The organism is Aporhodopirellula rubra, from assembly GCF_014192335.1.
In the GTDB taxonomy this organism is placed as follows: Bacteria; Planctomycetota; Planctomycetia; order Pirellulales; family Pirellulaceae; genus Rhodopirellula; species Rhodopirellula rubra.
Genome location: NZ_JACHXU010000007.1, coordinates 128,952 through 149,246, shown reverse-complemented (window position 1 = coordinate 149,246; position 20,295 = coordinate 128,952). Strand labels below are relative to the sequence as shown.

General features: G+C 56.5%; 14 protein-coding genes. 9 read left to right on the top strand and 5 right to left on the bottom strand.

The features are described 5' to 3' along the window. Positions 1–162: 162 nt before the first annotated feature. Both FHS27_RS11755 and pepT read right to left on the bottom strand, forming a co-directional pair. Positions 163–930 (bottom strand): DUF4332 domain-containing protein, encoded by a 768-nt coding sequence (locus FHS27_RS11755; protein ID WP_184305135.1) that lies wholly within the window; start codon positions 928–930, stop codon positions 163–165. Between the two features lie 78 nt (positions 931–1,008). Then, on the bottom strand, positions 1,009–2,274 hold the full coding sequence (pepT, locus tag FHS27_RS11750) for a peptidase T (protein WP_184305134.1): 1,266 nt from the start codon (positions 2,272–2,274) through the stop codon (positions 1,009–1,011). A 322-nt stretch (positions 2,275–2,596) separates the two neighbouring features. Here pepT and FHS27_RS11745 point away from each other — a divergent pair, with 322 nt between their 5' ends. The 8 genes from FHS27_RS11745 (at position 2,597) to FHS27_RS11710 (ending at position 12,412) form a co-directional block, all read left to right on the top strand. Then, on the top strand, positions 2,597–3,709 hold the full coding sequence (locus FHS27_RS11745; RefSeq protein WP_184305133.1) for an ROK family protein: 1,113 nt from the start codon (positions 2,597–2,599) through the stop codon (positions 3,707–3,709). After that, positions 3,709–4,170, top strand: a complete 462-nt coding sequence (locus tag FHS27_RS11740) for a RidA family protein (protein WP_184305132.1) — start codon at positions 3,709–3,711, stop codon at positions 4,168–4,170. Before FHS27_RS11745 ends, FHS27_RS11740 begins: the two co-directional genes overlap by 1 nt. A 488-nt stretch (positions 4,171–4,658) precedes the next feature. Then, entirely contained in the window at positions 4,659–5,456 is a 798-nt protein-coding gene (locus FHS27_RS11735; protein ID WP_184305131.1) for a 3-keto-disaccharide hydrolase, read from the top strand. A gap of 88 nt (positions 5,457–5,544) precedes the next feature. Continuing rightward, the gene (locus FHS27_RS11730) at positions 5,545–6,555 is read left to right on the top strand and encodes a stage II sporulation protein M (RefSeq protein ID WP_009094275.1); all 1,011 of its coding nucleotides are present in this window, start codon (positions 5,545–5,547) and stop codon (positions 6,553–6,555) included. A 6-nt stretch (positions 6,556–6,561) separates the two neighbouring features. Then, positions 6,562–8,475 (top strand): DUF4129 domain-containing protein, encoded by a 1,914-nt coding sequence (locus FHS27_RS11725; protein ID WP_184305130.1) that lies wholly within the window; start codon positions 6,562–6,564, stop codon positions 8,473–8,475. A 59-nt stretch (positions 8,476–8,534) separates the two neighbouring features. Then, positions 8,535–10,142: a hypothetical protein gene (locus FHS27_RS11720; protein WP_315854532.1), complete on the top strand. Its 1,608-nt coding sequence runs from the start codon at positions 8,535–8,537 to the stop codon at positions 10,140–10,142. Positions 10,143–10,225: 83 nt separating this feature from the next. After that, positions 10,226–11,293 carry an SAM-dependent methyltransferase gene (locus FHS27_RS11715; RefSeq protein ID WP_246419581.1) on the top strand — a complete coding sequence of 356 codons (1,068 nt, stop codon included), beginning with the start codon at positions 10,226–10,228 and terminating at the stop codon, positions 11,291–11,293. Positions 11,294–11,365: 72 nt separating this feature from the next. Then, the gene (locus FHS27_RS11710) at positions 11,366–12,412 is read left to right on the top strand and encodes an AAA family ATPase (RefSeq protein ID WP_184305250.1); all 1,047 of its coding nucleotides are present in this window, start codon (positions 11,366–11,368) and stop codon (positions 12,410–12,412) included. Between the two features lie 6 nt (positions 12,413–12,418). Here FHS27_RS11710 and FHS27_RS11705 read toward each other — a convergent pair whose 3' ends face one another. After that, positions 12,419–13,309 carry a formyltransferase family protein gene (locus FHS27_RS11705; protein WP_009094280.1) on the bottom strand — a complete coding sequence of 297 codons (891 nt, stop codon included), beginning with the start codon at positions 13,307–13,309 and terminating at the stop codon, positions 12,419–12,421. Positions 13,310–13,618: 309 nt separating this feature from the next. Here FHS27_RS11705 and FHS27_RS11700 point away from each other — a divergent pair, with 309 nt between their 5' ends. Continuing rightward, the gene (locus FHS27_RS11700) at positions 13,619–14,131 is read left to right on the top strand and encodes a YkgJ family cysteine cluster protein (protein WP_184305127.1); all 513 of its coding nucleotides are present in this window, start codon (positions 13,619–13,621) and stop codon (positions 14,129–14,131) included. A 72-nt stretch (positions 14,132–14,203) separates the two neighbouring features. On the opposite strand, the gene FHS27_RS11695 is transcribed toward FHS27_RS11700, so the two are convergent. Next, entirely contained in the window at positions 14,204–16,603 is a 2,400-nt protein-coding gene (locus FHS27_RS11695) for a glycoside hydrolase family 95 protein (protein ID WP_184305126.1), read from the bottom strand. A gap of 334 nt (positions 16,604–16,937) precedes the next feature. Next, complete coding sequence (locus FHS27_RS11690) at positions 16,938–20,207, bottom strand: response regulator (protein WP_184305125.1); 3,270 nt, start codon at positions 20,205–20,207, stop codon at positions 16,938–16,940. Positions 20,208–20,295 lie beyond the last annotated feature (88 nt).

The following is a 20,295-nucleotide window of genomic DNA, read 5'->3' as shown; positions in this document are numbered from 1 at the left end:
CCTGCATTACGTGGTAGACTGAAAGACGTGGCAACCTGCATTACGTGGCAGACTGACGGGCGTGGTTGACTGCTTTGCGGTGGTGGGTGTTGTTATGAAAAAAGCCACCTGATCGTTTTCGACCGGGTGGCTTGCGTTGAGATGTTTGACGCGGCTTTGGCGTTAGGCGGCTTGTCTGGCGAACTCAGGGGGAGCGGTTGCTGCGGCGGCCATTTCTCGGCAGGTGGCGACCCAGGCTTTGACGCGTCGCAAGCTGGGGACGCCGCGACGGCCGATCATTTTGCTTCCGCGGCTACTGAGCGAGAACCGTTCGAGGTCGCGGTGCAATTGTGCGGCGGATTCTCTTGAGAGGCTCGCAACGCTGCGGCGATGGATTGCGACCAGCAGTAACGCGTCTCGCGGCATCATGGAATCGACGGCCAAGGCCAACCGGATCGCGGCCCGGTATCGCCGGATCGCCCGCTCGGCTCGTTCTGGCTTGCGAAACGTTTGTGAGATTCGCTTGGGGTCGCCGTAGATCAGATCGCCGGCGGTTTGGACGCCGATCGCCGCCAACTGTTCGCAACGTTCGACGGGGCAGAGTTTCAAATGTTCGATTCGCATCGCTAGCAACCGTTCGCGGTGCGACGACAGCGGTGATTCGGCGGCGCGGCGTCGCATGGGTTGCGGTTTGCCGCGTTGCACCGTGCGTCGATGTGGATCGGCGGAGGAGGAGCCCACGATGACCGGTTCGGCGATCGATCTGGCACTGATGGCTGGTTCGGGAGAAGCGTGTTGCCGCGTCGTGAGTTCGGCCGCGGAGGAGCGGTTCACTGCGGCGTTTTTGTGATTGCGTGGCGGTTTGGGAATCTCGGGGAGATCGACCCAGAAAACGACATCGTTTTTTTCGGCTTTGGCGGGGAACACCAAACGTTTAAAAAACTCGAACATGTGATAAGACTCCTGATTGAAAGAAGCATTCGAGGAGTTTTTTCGGTATCAGGCGGCGGCCTCCCAAGGCCAGGGCAATCAGGAGAGTTTTTCGCCCCACAGTCGCAGCAATTCGATCAAATGTCGCGCTGAATCACGCATTTCGTTGAGGTTTGCGAACTCCAGGACGCTGTGAATATTATGCTGGCCGCTGGATAAATTTGGGGTCGGCAAGCCTTTTTCGGTCAATTGGCTGCCGTCGGTCCCGCCGCGTACGATCTCGCGTGAGCACGGCAATCCGAGGTTCGCGAAGGCCTGTTCGGCGAGCGCGACCGCCTCGGGCAGGGCGGCGAGCCCCTCTCCCAAATTACGGTATTGTCGCCGGACGTCGCACTGGACTTTGGTCCCGGTGACGGCTGCCGCGGCGGCGTCGGCGAGTTCGCTAACTTGGGCCGCATATTGTTCGAGTTTGTCGCTTTCGAAGCTTCGCAGGAGCAATTCGACTCGCGTTTTTCCGACACCGCCGAGGACGTCGTGCACATGGATGAACCCGTCGCGGCCATCGGTCGTTTCAGGCGTTTGGTCGGAAATCGGGAGCGAGTCGACGAAGCGTGCGGCGGCGCGAATCGAGTTGACCATTCGGTCCTTGGCGATCGCGGGGTGGATGTTGTGCCCCGTGAAGGTGACCGTGACGGCATCCGCGGAGAATGTCTCCACATCGATTTCGCCGTGGCCGCCGCCGTCGATCGTGTAGCCGACGGTGGCGCGGAGTTGTGACAGGTCTATTTTGTCAGTCCCGTGACCGATTTCCTCGTCGCACGTCATGACGACTCGCACCGGCCCGTGTGGGATTTCGGGGTGTTCCATCAATGTGTGCGCGACTTCCATGATGATCGCCACGCCCGCTTTATCGTCTCCGCCGAGCAGCGTGTTGCCGTCGGTCGTGACCAGCGTTTGTCCCACCATTTGTTCCAATTTGGGATAGTCGGCGACGGTGATGGATGCCCCGTTGGGCAGCGAGATGTCGCCGCCGGCGTATTCCCGTACGACTTGCGGTTGAATGTTGGCGCTGGGGGCCTCTGGAGAGGTGTCGACATGAGCGACCACCGCAACGACGGGCAAATCGCCCGGTGCGGAGGCGGGCACGGTCGCGATCACGAGTCCATCACTGGTGAAATCGACGTCCTCGATTCCCATCGCCATCAGTTCGTCGGCAAGAAGTTTTCCGAGTTCGAGCTGTTTCACGCTGCTCGGATAGGTGTCCGAATGTGGATCGGCAGCGGTGTCGATCTTGACGTATCGGAGGAAACGCTCGAGCAGGCGATCGGTCTGAAGCGGGAGATCAGCGACAGGCGAATTGGACATGGTGCGTGCTTTCGATCGAAGGAGGGACGTCGATGGGCGATGTTGGGGCGTTTGGGAAGCCGGCGTCGGGCGAGTTCCCGTGCGTCTGTTTTTGACTGCTGGCATGTATTTATACTGCGTGGCAGATCGATCGCGATGGGGGCAACGTTGAGACAGGGGAGACCGCAACGCGGATGTCCGGTGGGAGGCGTCCGGCGGAGCATGGAAGAAAGATCAGGGCTTGAAGAATCCGGCCTCTCAGATTCTTCTTTATTCACAGCACCGGATTGTGCCGTTGTAGGCCCCGGGCGGTGAAGTCGTATCGGCTCGCTCCCGAATCAGCATGAACACATACAACTCGAGGATTGTTTTGAAAGATATCTGGATCGGGTTCGATCTCGGCGGCACCAAAATGCTCGCCATTGCGTACGACAACGACATGAAGCCCATCGCTCGTCGGCGACGAAAGACGCGTGGACGCGAGGGGTCTGACAACGGAATCGCGAGGATCGCATCGACGATCACACGATTGTTGAACGAAAACGACATCGAGCCAGAACGTATCGCCGGTATCGGGATTGGATGTCCGGGCCCGATCGACCTCGATTCCGGCCGATTGCTGTCGACGCCTAACCTCGGTTGGGACAATGTCGACATTCAGAAGTTCTTAAGCAAACAGTTTGCTTGCCGCGTCGCGGTGCTCAACGATGTCGACGCCGGGGTTTACGGCGAGTACCGGTTTGGTGCGGCCGAAGGCAGTCGATGTGCGGTTGGGCTATTTCCTGGTACCGGAATCGGAGGCGGTTGCGTTTACGAAGGAAAGATTCTGCAAGGCGCCGGGATCTCGTGTATGGAGATCGGCCACACCCGGATCAGTGCCGGCGTGCGTTGCAGCGGTGGTGAAATTCCCGGGACGCTCGAGACCGAAGCGAGTCGGTTGTCGATCGCGGCTGAGGCGGCCAAGCTCGCCTACCGTGGTGAGGCCCCGGCACTGTTTGAATCGTCGGGTACCGACATTGCCGAAATCCGAAGCGGCGCGTTAGCGGATTCGGTCAAGAAAGGTGACAAGGCGGTTAAGCGATTGATCGAGGAAGCCGCCACCGTGCTCGGTTATGCCGTGGTTAACATCGTTCATGTACTCTGCCCGGACAAGATCATCTTGGGTGGAGGATTGGTCGAAGCGATGGAAGAGTTGTTGTTGGACAACATTCGCAAGGTTGCCAATGAATGTGTGATGCCGGTTTACAAGAATCGATTCAAAATCGTGGCCGCGAAACTGGGTGACGATGCCGGTGTGATGGGGTCGGCTGCATGGGCTAAGCTGCAGTTCGAGAGCGACATCGAGGCCGAGAACGCGAAGGAAGCGAATTCCGAAGACGCGAAAAAGAGCAAGGCTTCGAAAGACGAAGGTAAAAAAGACTCTTCCAAGAACGACGACGAAAAGAAGGCTGACTGATGAGTCACGACGCACAAATCGAGAAGCTGGGCCTCGAACTGCCGCCACCACCTCAAGCACTCGGGCTTTACAAACCCGTCATCCAAGATGGCAACCTTTTGTACCTGTCGGGGCACGGCCCGCTCCAGAGCGACGGCTATTTGGTGACCGGACGTTTGGGGGCGGATATGGATTCCGATCAAGGCTACGCCGCCGCTCGGTTGGTCGGGCTTGCGATTTTGTCCACGTTACGTGGGCACCTAGGATCGTTGGACCGCGTCACGAGGTTGATTAAGTTGACCGGCTTCGTTCGTTGTACCGAAGAGTTTGACGAGCAGCCCGCCGTTGTGAACGGTTGTAGCGAGTTGATGCGAGAGGTGTTCGGTGACGATGCCGGTGTGGGGGCACGCAGCGCCGTCGGCAGTAACGCCCTGCCTGGCAAAATGGCGGTGGAGATCGAGGCGATCTTCGAAATTGAATAGAGCATTTTCTCTAATGATGTAGACGGAGTCGTCGGACTTCGCGGGGCCTGAACCTTGGCAAAGCCAGCTACGGTGACCAGGCACATCATCGTTTGAAATGCTCCCGTCGGTACCGCCAGTGTCGTTCGAAAGCGTCGCGGCAATCTCAGTTGGACGCTCGCACAACACGCGTCCAGACGGCGGGAAGCCTGATTGATTTCGATCTGTCGGTCCGAACCGATTCCGCGATTGAAATTGGGGCGAATTGAAACTGGGCGGTGTCGCGTGCGACTGGATTTCCGTTTTATTTTTCCCCGACAGGTTCGCGGAGCGTCGTTTACGCGAGCGTGCACGCTGCCCCGAAGTTACACTGTGACCCATCATGGTTTTGTGGCCGGTTTTTTGAGGCCGTGTGACGTTGGCAAAGTTTCATTTGCCGGCTTTGACGGCGTCGGAAATCGCTGGACCATTTCCTCTCCTTCCTCCCACCACACCCACCGAGCTTCCACATGAAAACGTCCGTATTTGCAATCGTTGCGGTAACATTGGTTTTGGCTTCCGCCAATTTGTTGACGGCTGAAGAATATTTGACCGGGATCGATTGGCTCGAACCCAAAATTATCACGCCCGGAAAAACAGACAACGATCCACCCTCCGATGCGGTGGTTCTGTTCGGGGGTGCCGAGGACGTAGCGAAATGGGAGAACGGCGAAAACTGGATGACCAATGACGATGTGTTGATTTCCGGCAAAGGGATGATCCGCAGCAAGGACACGTTCGGCGATTGCCAGATTCACGTGGAGTGGTCGGCACCCACGCCGCCCAAAGGCAAGTCACAGGGCCGCGGCAACAGCGGCATCTTCATGATGGGGCGGTACGAGATGCAGGTTCTTGATTCGTATGAAAATAAGACCTACTTCGACGGCCAGGCAGGAGCGATCTACAAGCAGACGCCGCCGGCGGTCAACGCGATGCGTCCGCCCGGAGAATGGAATTCGTACGACATTTTTTGGACGGCACCGCGGTTTGATGACAACGGCGAATTGTTGTCACCGGCTTACATCACTGCGACGCACAACGGCGTGCTTGTTTTGAATCATTTTGAGTTGTTGGGAGACACACCGTTTAATCGTGCACCCCAGTACAACTCGCATGGGCCCAAGGGGCCAATTGCGATTCAAGATCACGGCAACCCTGTTCGATTTCGGAACATTTGGGTGCGTGAATATCAGCCCGCACAGGTTGCCGACGAAACCGCGAGTGAATCGGAAACAGAGTCGGCGGCGGCATCGGATTCGGCAGAGTAGTCGTTTTCAACACGCCCACGATCTCGGCTCAAACGCTATACTCATTGGACGATCGATCGTCCCACTCGGATAGTGCAGGTAACGGCGAATGAACATCGCAAAGCTACTCGAAAAACGTCGCAGCAATTGGGATGAACTCGAGCGGCTTTGCGAAGCCATGGAAGTGGGCGGAAAGACCGTCAAGGCGGGCGAACAGTATCGCGGTGCGAAGGGGATTGTTCGGTTCGCGACGTTGTATCGAGGCGTCTGTGCGGATCTTGCTCTTGCGGACGCCTATCACTTGCCCCCGGCGACGGTCACGTATCTGCACCGGCTGGTTGCGAGGGCTCACAACCAGCTCTACCGATCGGGCAAATTTTCGCCGGTCGGTTTCTTCGATCTGATTTTTCGTGATGCTCCCCGTCAAATCTTCGCGGATCCATGCGTGAGGATCGCCACGATTGTCTTCTTCGGATTGTTCGGTTTGTCGATGTATCTCGGTTACCAGCAGACGCTGTTTCCAAACTTCGCAGACAACGTTGTCGGAACGGAACAACTCGACGCGCTCGAGCAGATGTATGACCAGCGGATCGATGGTTCGTTGAATCACTATGTCACGATGTCGGGGTTTTACATCATGCATAATACCGGTATCGGATTGCAGTGTTTTGCGTATGGGATTCTGTTGATTCCGTGCTTGTACATTCTGGCGTACAACGGCGTCGCGCTGGGCACGATGTTCGGTTATATGGCGCGTGAAGATGTCGGCGGCAGTGACAACTTTTTCCACTTTGTGACCGCGCATGGCCCGTTCGAATTGACGGCGATCGCGCTGTCGGCTGCGGCGGGGCTGCGTTTGGGCGTGGGCTTGTTTCACACCGATGGTTTAACCCGAATGGACTCGATGCGACGATCGGCCCATCGCAGCGTTCCGATCATGGCGGCGGCGGCGACGTTGTTTGTGCTCGCGGCGTTCACGGAAGGGTTCTTGTCGCCGAGTCCTGCACCTTATCTTTTTAAAGCGGGGTGGGCGATCATGTCTTCGGCCTTGATCAGTTTCTACTTCGTTGTCTTGGGTTTCCCACGCGGTCCCCGACGTACTCTCGTTCGAGGCGGTTAGAACGCCGTGCAACTAGATCAAACTCACGTCGCGATTCGTGTGCGAACGTTATCGGAAATTGGCGACTTGTCGCTGTTGATGATACGTCGCTATCCGCACGCATTCTTCCATGCGTTTTTTGTGGGGGCTGCGTTTTGGATTATTGCCGACCTATTGTTGTTGGGGTGGTTACCGAGTTGGTTTACCAACCAAGGATTTTTCGACGATGAAGGCGACGTCGAGCGTGGGCGATATGTGTTTTGGATGATGACGTTGGTGTTCTTGCAGACGCCGATCGCGGGTGTGCTGACGACATACATGCTCGGGCAGGCGATCTTCGAAAAACAGCCGACTCTGCGCAGTGCGGTCCGCGAAGTGCGTTCGATGTTTTGGCCATTGTTGTGGACGCTCGGTGTGAAACGGTTGGCGATCCCTGCCATGATTGTGGTGGCGATGCAGTGGAAGCAAGACGCGCATGTCTTCTTTGATTTCGTGATGCCAATCAGCTTTATTCTGGTGGCGGCGTTGATTCGAAGTAATCGTCCGTTTATCCCCGAAATGATATTGCTCGAACGTTGTCCGATCCGCAGTAAGGATGCCAACGCGATCACGTTAAAGCGTCGCTCCAAAGCACTTCATTCTCCGATGGCAAGTGATTTGGGGGGCCGGTTCCTTACGGTCTCGTTGACGCTGACCGCGTTGCTCGCGTGTGTGTTCTTCGCGTTGGTGTGGACACGTGGCATCGCGTTGGGCGATTGGTCGGCGGATATGTTTGCGATGCTGGTTTTCTTTCCACTGTCGTTATGGTTGATCGCATCGTTGAGCGTGGTCGTTCGATTGCTCGGGTATCTCGACGCGCGGATTCGATTGGAGGGTTGGGAAGTCGAGTTGGCGATCCGAGCGGAGGCGTATCGGCAATTCGGTGAAGACTTCATGGGGGCTCCGGCCAGGCCGGTTCCCAATCGTGCGACGGGCATGAAACAACCGGCGGTCAGTGAAACAAGTGCGACCGATTCATCGGACTCCAAAGCGGTACCCGAGACGGTTGCCCCTTCGGCGAACGCGACGCCGACTGCTCCTGTATCTGAGTCGTCGGCATCGAACGTGTCCTCGCCACCGGGGATGTTGGTGTGGTTGTTGTTCGTGCTCAGTGTTGCCAATGGCGTGTTTTTTTCAGCATCGGCGACCGCGTCGTCGGCGGATTTTCATTTTGTTGCAGCAGCGGAGACGCCCGTTGTTGTGGACTCGGCTTGGTTCGATGCCGAGGAAGGAAAGATCCGGCCGATCGAACTGAGTGATACTCGCGACGACACCGATAATCGAGACAGTCGGTGGCTGGTGAAACCGGCGAAGCCCAAGCCGCGTCCTGCGACACCAACGAAACCCGCTGTGGCAAACGGCTCATGGTGGAATGGTTTGAGCTTTGTGAACGTGCTCGGATGGCTTCTGCTGATGTGTCTCATCGGTGCGTTGGTGGGATTGTTGATGTACGTGTTCGCAAACAGCTCTTTCGATTTTCGGCCCGACGCGTTGTCGCAATCCGTGGTGCACGCGCGGACCCTCGATGAACAAACAAAACAGCGGATCGCGGAACTGCCCGCGGAACTGAGGGACACCAATGTGAATCCACGTTCCGAGTTGGAACGATTGATGGATGCGGGAGATTTTGATCGTGCGATCATTTTTCTCTATGGGCACCAATTGTTGATGCTCGACCGCGCGGGTTGTTTGCGTTTGTCACGTTGGAAAACCAACAAGCAGTATGTTCGTGAATCGAAACAATCTCATGTCCGCATCGGCGACCAACTCAACGAAACGGTTGATGCGTTCGAACGATCGTATTTCGGAAAGCACTCATTGAGCCGTGAGCAGTTCGAGGGGTTGTGGCAAAACAATTTGCAAATCGAACAGGCCCTCTCGGGAAAAGGGTCCGCATCATGAGTGCCTCGCGATCTCCCTCAGTTGACGCCCTTTCGGCCCCATCGAAAAAATCGAGTGCAGTGCGTTCGACGAAGATCAAATCGTCCTCGGAGTTCTGCGGCACGAAGTACGCGGTCGTGTCGATTGTGTCGTTGATGTCGCTCGTTGTGAGCGGATGCATGGGGTTTGATACCGAGTACGGTGCGTCGACGGGAGCGTCTGGGCAGCAGAGTGTCAACGGATTCGGTGCTTTTCGGGCGTTGCTGCAACAGGCACCCGACGAGACACCGGCACCCGACGCGAGCGAGGCGGCGAGTCCGCGTGAGATGAAAACGCGTGATCTTGTTCGTTTGTCGGTTCGTGAGGAACAGAACGACGCGATCGTATGGGTTCCCAACGAGTGGGCACCGATCAACGAGACTTCGGTCAGAAAGTGGATGGAGCGATGGCTCACCCAAGGGAACCACACGCTCGTGTTCATTGTGCCCGATGGAGGCAGTACGGAGGAGTACTTTCATGTTGCCGCCGAGGTCGCGCCACCAAAACAACGTTTGGAATACCGACGAAGGTTGGCGAGGGAAATTAACGAACGATTGTTGACCGACGCGGGACGCGAAAGCATTCGGGTCAAGGACTGGTTTGCCGCGGACGCTTTGCCTTATCGAGTTCGTTTGTCAGACCGTCGAGTTTGCGATTTCGACTTGGAACCTTACGTGGAGCCACGCTCGCGAAACGCAGCGGCGTCAGGTAACGAGTTGTCTGAGTTGGACTGGGACAAAGGGGCAGACGATGACAACGATGATGAGCAATCGGATGCAGAGGACGACACACCCGTCCAACCGGAGACGAGACGTTTTGATCCACTCTTACAGGAAACTGTGTCGGTGCCTGGTGGCAAGTCATCACTGACGACGCTGCTGCGCATCATGGACGAGCGATGGGGGGACTCGAGAATTCTCGTTGTCGCAAGTGGTGGATTGTTGACGAATTTTGCGATGACGTCCGATGCGGCTCAGGAGATGGCAAAGACGATTCGCGATGAGATTCGTTTCGCTGCGAGCACAACCGACGAGGAGTCGAGCGATTCGGCGCTACGCGTCTCGTTTCTAGCATCGGATCAGTTTCCAATTCCCATCTCGACGGTCAAACCCGGAATTCCCAAATCGAAAGGATGGGAATTGATGACGGAGATGCCACTGAGCCTGATCAACATGCACGTGGCGTTTTTGGGAGTCGTGTTGTGTCTGATGTTGTTGCCGGTGTTCGGCCGGCCACGTCGGGTTCGGTATAACCGCGTGACGCACTTCGGCAATCATTTGTCCGCGATGGCCACGTTGATGCGGCGTGGCGGCGGGAAGGAGTACGCTCAGGAACGGATCAGTCAGTACCTGAGGCATGTTCGCGGCGAAACGTCGGGGCCGTGGGTTTTGCCGGAACCGGTCCCACCGCCTTCAGTCGCATCGCCGCCGAATGAGGGGGCTGCTAACTCGGGGCCTCCCGATGCGGAGTCTCCTCAAACCGTGCCTTCGGCGGCAGGCGATGCGGTTGATTCTGACGCGGTGGTCGCTTCTGAGCCATCGGGTGCTACGAAACGCGATATGGCCGCGACAAACTCAGCGGCGACTGAGACCGCAGATGACCCCGGAACGCCGACGACCGATGCCGAATCGTCTGTAAAGGAATCTTAGAAGTGGAATAGCCGTATACGATTTTGCCTTCTTGTTTATATTCCGCTCTTCTATTTTCGAATTACTACAGATTGCCGTCCACCATGAGTACTGCCCCTCAGCCCTCGCCCGCGTCTGGGCCGAGTTTCGCGATGTTTTCTTGCGCCCACGGCGCGGAAGGCATCGTCAAAGAGTCGATCGCGTCGGCGGGGTGGCGGCTGTCCTTTTCGCGGCCCGGTTTTGTTACTGCCAAACATAATGACAACGCACCGTTGCCGACGGATATCTTCATTCGAACAGCGTCGCGATCATTGGGTAGCGGAAAATCGAGCAACGCCGACGAGCTGATCGAGCGTTTGATCGAATCGATTTCAACGCTGTCGTTGCCACTGGATCATCTGCATGTTTGGCCACGGGACCGAGCGCCGATCGGTCGATTCGATTTTGAACCGGGCAGCGATGAGGTTTCGATGGCGGTTGCTTCGCGGATTCTCGAGCGATTGGGCCCCGAGCGGCTTCGGTGTTCGGCCGCAAATGAAATCGCACAACCATCTGAGGAAGTCCTCGATGTCGTTCTGGTTGATCCTTCGCATTGGTTCTTTGGAACGCACACGGCAACGACTCTGCCGACACGTTGGCCCGGAGGAGTGCAGCCCGTTTCACCGGAGTATGAACCGATTTCGAGGGCCTACTACAAAGCGGCCGAGGCGATCGCGTGGAGCGGTTTTGATCTGCGGCCCGGTGACCTCGCCGTCGAGGTGGGCAGCGCACCCGGGGGCGCCTGCGGACGACTGCTCGAGATGGGACTCGATGTGATTGGGATTGACCCGGCTGAGATGGACCCGCGAATTGCAGAACATCCTCGATTCATGCACTACGCGGCGCGAGCGGGGGATTTGCCGCGACGAATTTATCGCGGTGCGAAGTGGTTATTGGTGGATTCGACGGTCAAGCCCGATGCCACGTTGAGCACGGTGCGTAATATCGTTGATAGCCGTGAGACCAGCATTCGTGGTTGCTTGATCACGATGAAGTTGGGTGACTACGAGCGGGCCAGCCAGATCCCCCGGTGGAGACGGGAAGTGGAACGGTGGCGTCCCGAACGGATCGAGATTCGCCATTTGGCGAGAAACCGATGTGAGGTTTGTTTCGCGGTCACACTCCGCACGTAAGCCGGAACGAGTGGGTATAATGGTGATCCCGCCTCCTGCATTCCCTCCCTACCTTACAGATTGAACGACACGATGATCACGCCACCACCGCGAGAAATCGAATCCGAACAATTGCCGATCGGTGACAATGAAGCCGCGATGGCATTGATCGCGAGCGTTAACAAGGTCAAAGATCAGGTCAGCCGCATCGTCGTTGGGCAGAACGATGTCGTCGAGCAATTGTTGATCGCGATTCTCGCACGCGGGCACTGTTTGCTCGAAGGTGTTCCGGGGCTCGCGAAGACGTTGATGGTCCGGACGTTGGCTTCGTCGATGAGTCTGGATTTTCGACGTATTCAATTCACGCCAGATTTGATGCCCGGTGATATTACCGGGACAGACATCATTCAAGAGGATCACGAAACCGGTCGGCGGGAGATGATCTTTCGCAAGGGGCCCATCTTCACGCAGATGTTGCTGGCTGATGAAATCAACCGGACGCCGCCGAAAACGCAAGCCGCGTTGCTCGAAGCGATGCAGGAACATGAGGTGACTGCGGGCGGAAAAACATACCCATTGGCTGAACCGTTTTTCGTGCTTGCCACACAGAATCCGATTGAGCAGGAAGGGACCTATCCGTTGCCGGAGGCGCAGCGTGATCGATTCCTGTTCCACGTTGTTGTTGCCTATCCGAGTCGTGACGAGGAAGCGGAGATTGTTGACCGGACGACCTCAGGTGAACTGCCCGAAGTTCAGCATGTGATCAGTGGCGAGGACATCGTTCGGTTCCAGTCGTTGGTCCGCCGCGTACCGTTGCCGCCACACGTCAAAGATTGGGTAATCGATTTGGTCCGTGACGCGCGGCCGACGGATCCCGAAGCCAAAGAATGGGTGCGGGAATGGATCCAGTGGGGCCCTGGGCCTCGGGCGAGTCAACAATTGGTGCTCGCGTCGAAAGCTCGCGCACTGTTGCACGGTCGCACACACGTGACGATTGATGACGTTCAGACGCTCGCGTTGCCGGTGCTTCGGCACCGCATCGTGCCAACCTTCGCTGCGGAGGCGGATGGTGTCACGGTCGCTGATTTGGTGCAGCGGTTAGTGAAAGAACACCGTGTGGCTCCCGCGAGTCTTCTTTGATCTCGCCTATTCAGGTCGAAATTGTTTTCGTGGAACGACACGGTGGAAGTGCAGATACACTTCTTGGTCGACCACGCGGCGGACACCTTCGACCAGGCACTTGGGTTCATTGTCGCGTTCGCCTTCGGCGATGATTTGTTCGATTGGTGTACCGGGGGCGACTGAAAAGGTCCGTTGATTGATCGTTTGATTGCCCGCGTCGAGTTCGGGGATGATGAAGTGGCAGGTAGCACCAAAGGTCAACATGCGGGCGTTATTGGCATCGTGGTAGGGGCGAAAACCGGGGAACCCGGGCAGCAATCCGTGATGCAAATTGATGATCCGCCCACCGGCGAATTGCCAACACACTTCCGCCGGGAGGACTCGCATGTAGCGTGCGAGGATTAAGTAGTCGATATCGAGTTCGTCGAGCGTGGCGACTAGCATCGCGTTATCGGCGCCGCCCTGTCCGTCACCGATCATTCGGAATTCGGTATCAAACTCGGCAGCCAGCGGCGCGAGTTTTTTGCGGTTCGAAATTACCACGGGGACGTCCGCGCCGATGACACCGTCGGTAACCGCCTGCAGGACTGCACGAGGCGTGTCTTCGACGTAGGTGCACGCGACGGCGAGTCGTGGCCTTCGGGCACGAAAATCGGGGCTCCAGGCTCGGATCGAAAGCCCGGTATGTTCGCCGATTTGGCGCATTTCGTCCTGCAGTTTCGTCAGGGAAACCTCCCCATTGCCTTTGGGCAGGTCATCGAATTCGATTCGGCACAACATCGCGAACAACGAACGTTCGTCGTGATCGTACATCTGGATTTCGGCGATTCGGGCCCCGCGACCGGTCAGGTGGTGAATAATCGGATCGGCCAGACCCGTGTGGTCGGGACCGAGTGCGGTGATGACGACTTCCATGGCGGGCGAAACGTGGCGTTAAGAGTTATGACGAGCGGGTGGACTTCGCTGGATCTGATAGTCAGAATGCAGCGATCGTGGGACTACTCTACCACCGTGCCAATTCTCATTGCCACCCCGTCCACGTCGTGGGTAACGGCGATGTGACCGGATCTCCATGACCGATCAGGGGCCCGGTTTCCCTCGGTTTTGTTTGCCACCTCGCTCGTTCGTTCTGCCAACGCGTTTTCGGTCCCGCCAATCTGGTTAACGCCGCCGGCGATTCCGACCATCCGCCTCCTTTCGCCGTCCTGCACCCGACTCGCATCAATGTCGAAGACAAAAACGAAAAAGAAACTGAAACGGAATTCTGATCCGACGCCTGCGACCACCCGCAGCCGGGTACGAAGTCGTGCGGATTTGCCGAAGGGAGAGAGCCTGTGCGATTACTGCACGGCAAAGTGTTGTCATTACTTTGCACTACCGATCGACGAACCGGTCTCGCGGAAGGACTTTGATTTCATCCGCTGGTATTTGCTGCATGACCGAGCGACCGTGTTCGTGGATGAAGAAACTTGGTACTTGCTCGTGCATACCACATGCAAGCATCTGCAGGATGACTATCGTTGCGGGATCTACGAAACCCGTCCTGAGATTTGTCGCGAGTACACGACCGACAATTGCGAATTCGAAGACGACTGGTGCTATGAGCGTTACTTTGAAACGCCCGAGCAAATCGACGAATATGCCGACGCCCTGTTTGGGCCGCAATTCGAACAGGCCGGGCGTCGGAAACAAGACGCGATCCGAAGCCGACGACCGACCGGGTTGCCGGTCGTTTGATGACGTACGTGGTTTGAGACTGATCGTTTGGAGTGATCCGCGTTGATCACCCCAAACGAAACCAGGCCGCATTTAAATCGAAAGCATTTCAGTGAGATCGATCTCGGCGTCTTTCTCGGTTTCAACGTCGATTTTGCTGTCGCCGTAGCGGACCGTGCATTGGTTTCCCGAAAGCGAACGGAGTGTTGCTGCGACTAGTTTGCCTTGTGCCCACTCCATGTCGATTTCGAATCCGCCACGTGCGCGAAGCCCGCGTACCGATCCGCTGGGCCACGCGTCAGGCAACGCAGGTAGCAGTTCGATTTCGCCCGCGTGAGACTGAACCAGCATCTCGGCGATGCCCGCGGTGCCGCCAAAGTTACCGTCGATTTGGAACGGTGGGTGTTTGTCGAAAAGGTTGTTGTGGGTCGACTTCTTCAGCAGCAAAGCAATGTTTTCGTGGGCTTTGTCGGCGTTTTTGAACCGGGCCCAAAAGTTGATAATCCACGCTCGACTCCAACCGGTATGTCCGCCGCCCTTGGCCAGTCGTGTCTCGATCGACTTTCGCGCCGCGGCCACCATTTCGGGGTTGTTGTTGAGGTGATATTGGCGTCCGGGATACAGGCCATAAAGATGCGAGATGTGTCGGTGCCCCATGTCGACCTCTTCAAACTCGTCGGTCCATTCCATCAGCCGCCCGTCGGAACCGACCTTGGGGAGTGCTAGGTTTGCTAACGCGGTTTCCACGTCCTGGATGAACTGATCGTCGATCCCTAAAACCTCAGCGGCTTCTAGTGTGTTTGTGAAGACGTCCCAGATGATTTGCTGGTCCATGGACGGGCCCATCGAAAGATTCGTTGCAACGTCGGTGCCGGGCACCAGAAATTTGTTTTCGGGCGATGTGCTCGGTCCTGAAACCAGTTTTCCGGATTGCGGATCGGTGACGAGCCAGTCCAAGAAAAACAGCGAGGCTTCTTTGAGGATCGGGTAGGCACGCGTTTTTAAGAACTCACGATCCTTCGTGAATCGATAGTGTTCCATGAAGTGCTGCGTGCACCACGCGCCACCGACGACCCATTGCCCGTATTGTGCCATTCCGAACGGAACCGTTCCGTGCCAAACATCGGACGTGTGTCCGGCGAGGAATCCGCGGCTGCTGTAGAGGTCTTGTGCCGTTTCTTGACCTGACGGGACGAGGCGTTCGATGTAGTCGATGAAAGGAAGGTGGCACTCCGAAAGGTTGCATGTTTCGGCGGGCCAATAGCACATCTGAATGTTGATGTTGATGTGGTAATCGCTGTTCCAAGGTGCTTTCATGTCCTTGCACCAGAGCCCCTGCAGGTTGGAGGGCAGGTTCCCGCTTCGCGATGACGTGATCAGCAGATATCGGCCGTAGTGAAAATAGAGTGCCTCCAAATTAGGATCCGTTCCCGTAGCGCTGTTAGCGTATTGATTCAGGCGAGCGAGCGTCGACCGCTGCGAAGGTGGTCCGAGGTCCAGCGACATGCGGCGGAAAAGCTGTTGGTGCGAAGCGATGGAGTCTGAACGCAGGTCGGTGTAGCCTTTCTTTGTCGCGGAATTGATTGTGTTCTTGGATGCGTCCACTAAGTCGTGTGTTAGCGGTGAGTCCGTGTTGTCGCGGTTGTAATCAGTGGACGCGGCAATATAGATCGTTGCCGAGTCAGCCGAGCGGACGGCGAGTTTGTCGTCGTTGATTTCCGTTGTCCCGTTCTCGGCAACGGTTTGGTAGACCGTGGCAAAATGAACGCCGAGGTGTTTGTCACCGTGAGCGGCTTGTCCGCGTGCGACCAAGACATTGTCACCCTCTCCGGTGACGCTGAATTTTCCGTCACGCTCGACCGAGGCGGTAAAGGAGACCTTTCCCGGTTCGCTCGCGGTGATGTGCACGGTGATGACTTGGTCGACCGGGCTGATCGTTACTTCACGGGTGTAGGTGACGTTATCGACGGTGTACTGCGTGGTTGCGACAGCGGTATCGAGATTCAAATCACGGCGATAGTCGGTTGCTGTTTTTTCAACGTCAAACTGTAGCCGGAGTTCACCCATGGTTTGATAGCTGCGTGGAGAGATACGTGGAGCCATCAGAGATTGTTGCCATTTCTGAGCTTCCGCGTACTTGCCTTCGAAGAGCAATTTTCGAATCGCATCGGTCTCTTGGCTGATGTTCTTCTTGACGACGGGATACGGCGGTCCGGCCCAGATCGTTTCTTCATTGAGCTGGATCAGTTCGTTTGCGACGCCGCCATAAACCATGGCCCCGAGTCGACCGTTGCCCAGAGGCAGTGCGTCTTCCCAGTAAGTCGCGGGCTCGTTGAACCACAACGACAGCTCCTCCTCAGGAGCCTTATCGAGTGGGACGATCTCAACGTTTTCCTTATGGACGAACTTGTTCTGGCCGGGGAGATTGGCCGCCGCTCCGAAGGTAAGGACTGCAAACAACAAAATGGCCGATGTCAAACGTGCGTCAATCATGGACTTGTTTACTCGATGAATTTCAAAGGGGGACTCAGGGTGTTCCATAGACAACCCTATTCGACGTGTCGATTCAACTCCACGAAGCAATCGTGTGGCGTGGCGATCTGTCTCGATGAGACGTGTGTCAGCTTGATTTGGAACTGATTTAGCGTGTCGGTAACGCAAAATTTGTGGGATTGTGCGCCGCGTGGTCACTCGTGGTTCTGTTGAGCACGTTTCGGCGGAGAGAAGACGCCAGGAGTTCGTCGCTGACTCGATCGTCGCTCCGCGAAAAAAAATCACGTCTGATCGATTTTACTACGGGAAATCGAGCTCGTGCCGTTTCGGTGCGTCACAAGTCGCCGATGAAGCCTTCGAGTTGGGTCATGACCGTACTGCAGGATTCTTGAATCGTTGGAAACAACTCCCGGGCTCGCTCGAGATCGTTTTCACGAGCGAAGCGTTCCATTTCCTGCAGTTGATCCACCAGTTCACTAGCGCCGAAAAGAGTGGACGCTCCCTTGAGCGTGTGTGCGGCACGTCCAGCGACTTCGAGGTCTTGTTGATCTAGGGCGTTGCGCATTTCGTCTTGCTTTGTTTGGCATTCCGTCGCGAGTGCTTTGGCGAGTTCGATTAGGATTGAATCGTCGCAGCCGCCCATTTGCTCGCGAGCGGTTTCGATATTGATGCCGTTGTGATCGAACGAATTGGACGCGTCGATCGAATGATTTGGCGATGCGCTGGATGACTCGTTCTGCGTCGTATGCGAGTGTTTTAAATTTGAAAGTTTCGCAACTAGTATGGCAGGGTCGATTGGTTTGCTGAGGTAATCGTCCATTCCGGCGGCGAGACACATTTCGCGGTCGCCCTTCATCGCGGCAGCGGTCATCGCGATGATGGGAATGTGTTTTCCGGTTGACTTCTCTTCGGCGCGGATGATGGCCGTCGCTTCGGTACCGTCCATGACGGGCATCTGCCAATCCATCAAGATTACGTCGAAGTTTCCGTTGCGCCACGCGTCGATGGCGAGTTCTCCGTTTTCAGCAGTCTCGACGTGATGGCCGTTGCGTTCGAGCAGTCCGGTGGCAACACGTTGGTTGATGTAGCTGTCTTCTACGAGCAGCACGTTAAGTGGTGTGGTCGCGGGTGCTGTGATCGTCGTGTGTGTGGTTTGTTTCTCGTGACGGTGTTTGACCTGCAAAATCGTCTCGAGTAATTCGGACTGCACGAACGGTTTGGTAAGGTAACGCGCGATCCCCAGTTCGCGACATCGTCGTGAGTCGTCGCTGCCCGCGGCGGAGGAGACCATGATAACGTCAACGTCCGCGATGGCGGGATCTTCACGCATCGTTTGTGCGACGGTGAATCCATCCATGTCCGGCATCATGCAGTCCAGCAAGACGAGCTGATAAGGCGTTGTCGTGGGTTCGGAACACGTTGGATCGTTGTTGCCACTGCGTTCTTCGCGATGTGTCGCGCCATTTGAAATAACACCGTTTTTAAAAGCGGCGGCGCGTCGCAGTTCGGCTAACGCGGTCGGTCCGTCTTCGACACAGGTCGGGCACAGTTTCCACGATTTGAGTAATTCGCGAAAAATCTGTCGGTTGGTCGGATTGTCGTCCACGATCAGGACGGGCATTCCGCTCAGGCCGTCGAGTGCGGCGGGGGCTGGGGGAGGTGCCGGGCTGCTGATTCCTAGCGGCACGGTGAAATGGAATTTAGTACCAACACCGAGATCGCTCTCTACCCAAATACGACCACCCATCAAATCGACGAGTTGCGATGAGATCGTCAGGCCCAATCCCGATCCACCGTACTTGCGTGTGGTCGACGAATCGACCTGCGAAAACGAATCGAAAACCTTGGTCAGACTTTGCTTGGGGATACCGATGCCCGTATCACGAACCGTGAAATGTAGAAGCACTTTTTTATCGGTTCCGCTTTCTTGTTCGACCGAGATAACGACCTCGCCTTGCTCGGTAAACTTCATCGCGTTGCCAGCAAGGTTGATAATGATTTGACGTAGGCGTCCGGGGTCGCCTTGCACCCACTGCGGTATCTTGGGATCGATCCGGCAGGCCATTTCGAGACCCTTGTCGGCCGCCCTCAGGCTCAACGAACGAGCGGTGGTCTCGACGCAATCACGCAGGTCAAACGGAATGACCTCGAGTTCCATCTTGCCCGCTTCGATCTTCGAGAAGTCGAGAATGTCGTTGATCAATCGTAAGAGCGAATCGGCCGAACTGCGAACCATCCCGAGGTATTCGCGTTGCTCGTGTTCCAGTGGCGTATCGGCGAGCAGTTCGCTCATGCCGATGATGCCGTTCATCGGGGTGCGGATTTCGTGACTCATGTTGGCCAGGAACGCACTCTTGGCTTGGTTGGCTTTGAACGCTTCGTCTCGAGCGGCGACCAATGCGGTTTGAGTTTCCTGCAATTGTTCGCTCATCAAATTGAAATGATTTGCGAGCTTTGTGATCTCATCGTGCCCACCATCGACAACGCGAGTGTCCAGGTCACCACCGGCGATCGCAACGGTCGCTTCGGTCAATCGTGCGATGCGCCGAGAGAGTGACCACGCGATCAGTCCACCGGCGAGAGCGGCCATGAATGTGGCAGTTAGCGAAAACCATCTCAATCTTCGTCGCAGATCGTTCACGGGGGCAAACGCGTGCGACTCTTGTGTTTCACTGACGAGGATCCAGCCGAGCCCGTCAAAGTCACCATACCCCTGTGATAACGCCAACGCGACGAGGTAGGTTTCGTCGGTTTTCGGGTCCGTGTGATAGGCGGTCGCGTAGGGGAGTCGTTCGGACAGTTGCACGTTGTCGAGGTAGTAAGACGCATCGGTCATTGGGATCGGTGATTCATTTCCGATGTGCAAGACGGCGCCATTGTTGTCGAGCAGCAGGAGGCGTTCGCCTGCGCCGTATCTTTCATTGCGGCGGTCGACCACGCTGAACACCTCGCGGATATTCATGACGGCCTTCATCACCCCTAGAAACTTCCCGTCGGCGTCGTCGATCCGTAAGGCAAGGTCGATGGAGTGAATGTTGGCACTTTCGTCGAACTTCACGTCACTGATCGACATGCCGTCGCGAACCGCGTCCTGCCACCATTGTTCGTCGTTTTGTCGGTAGTCGGACGTTCGGTTGGACTGCGCGATGTTGGCACCAAACCGATTGGTGAAGAAGACTTCTCCAAAGATGGTGTAGCCGCTGCCTTCGTTGAGTTTTTCCATCAATGAACGCAGGTCTCGAGCGACCTTGTTGTTCATCAGCAATTTCATGAGGGGCGTGGTTTCGCCCGGGGGCGTGGACCGCCACTGGGTGTCGCGAGTGTCGATAATCGACTCGACGTCATCGAACTCAAGAAAGGACGCGTTTGAATCCGCGAGCGTTTGTTGGACGAGGTCGCTTCGCGTGTAGGCTTTCCACTGAATGAACCGAGATTGTACGATCCGGTCGATCTCATCCATGACGGCCGCGGCCCGTGTTTGAGACGTTTTTCTGATCGCGGTTTGTAGGCTTTTTTGCCCGACGCTCGCGGCATAGTTGCCGACGGTCCAGATCAATGCTGCTGGCAAAAGGGTCGCGAGCAGCAGTTTGTAGATAATTCGCACTGCTCCCGCTCTCGATTGCGCCGCCTAAGGCTAGGTTCTCTTAACTTTTACGTCATCTAATGCCCACTGATCGGATTGTAACCCAATA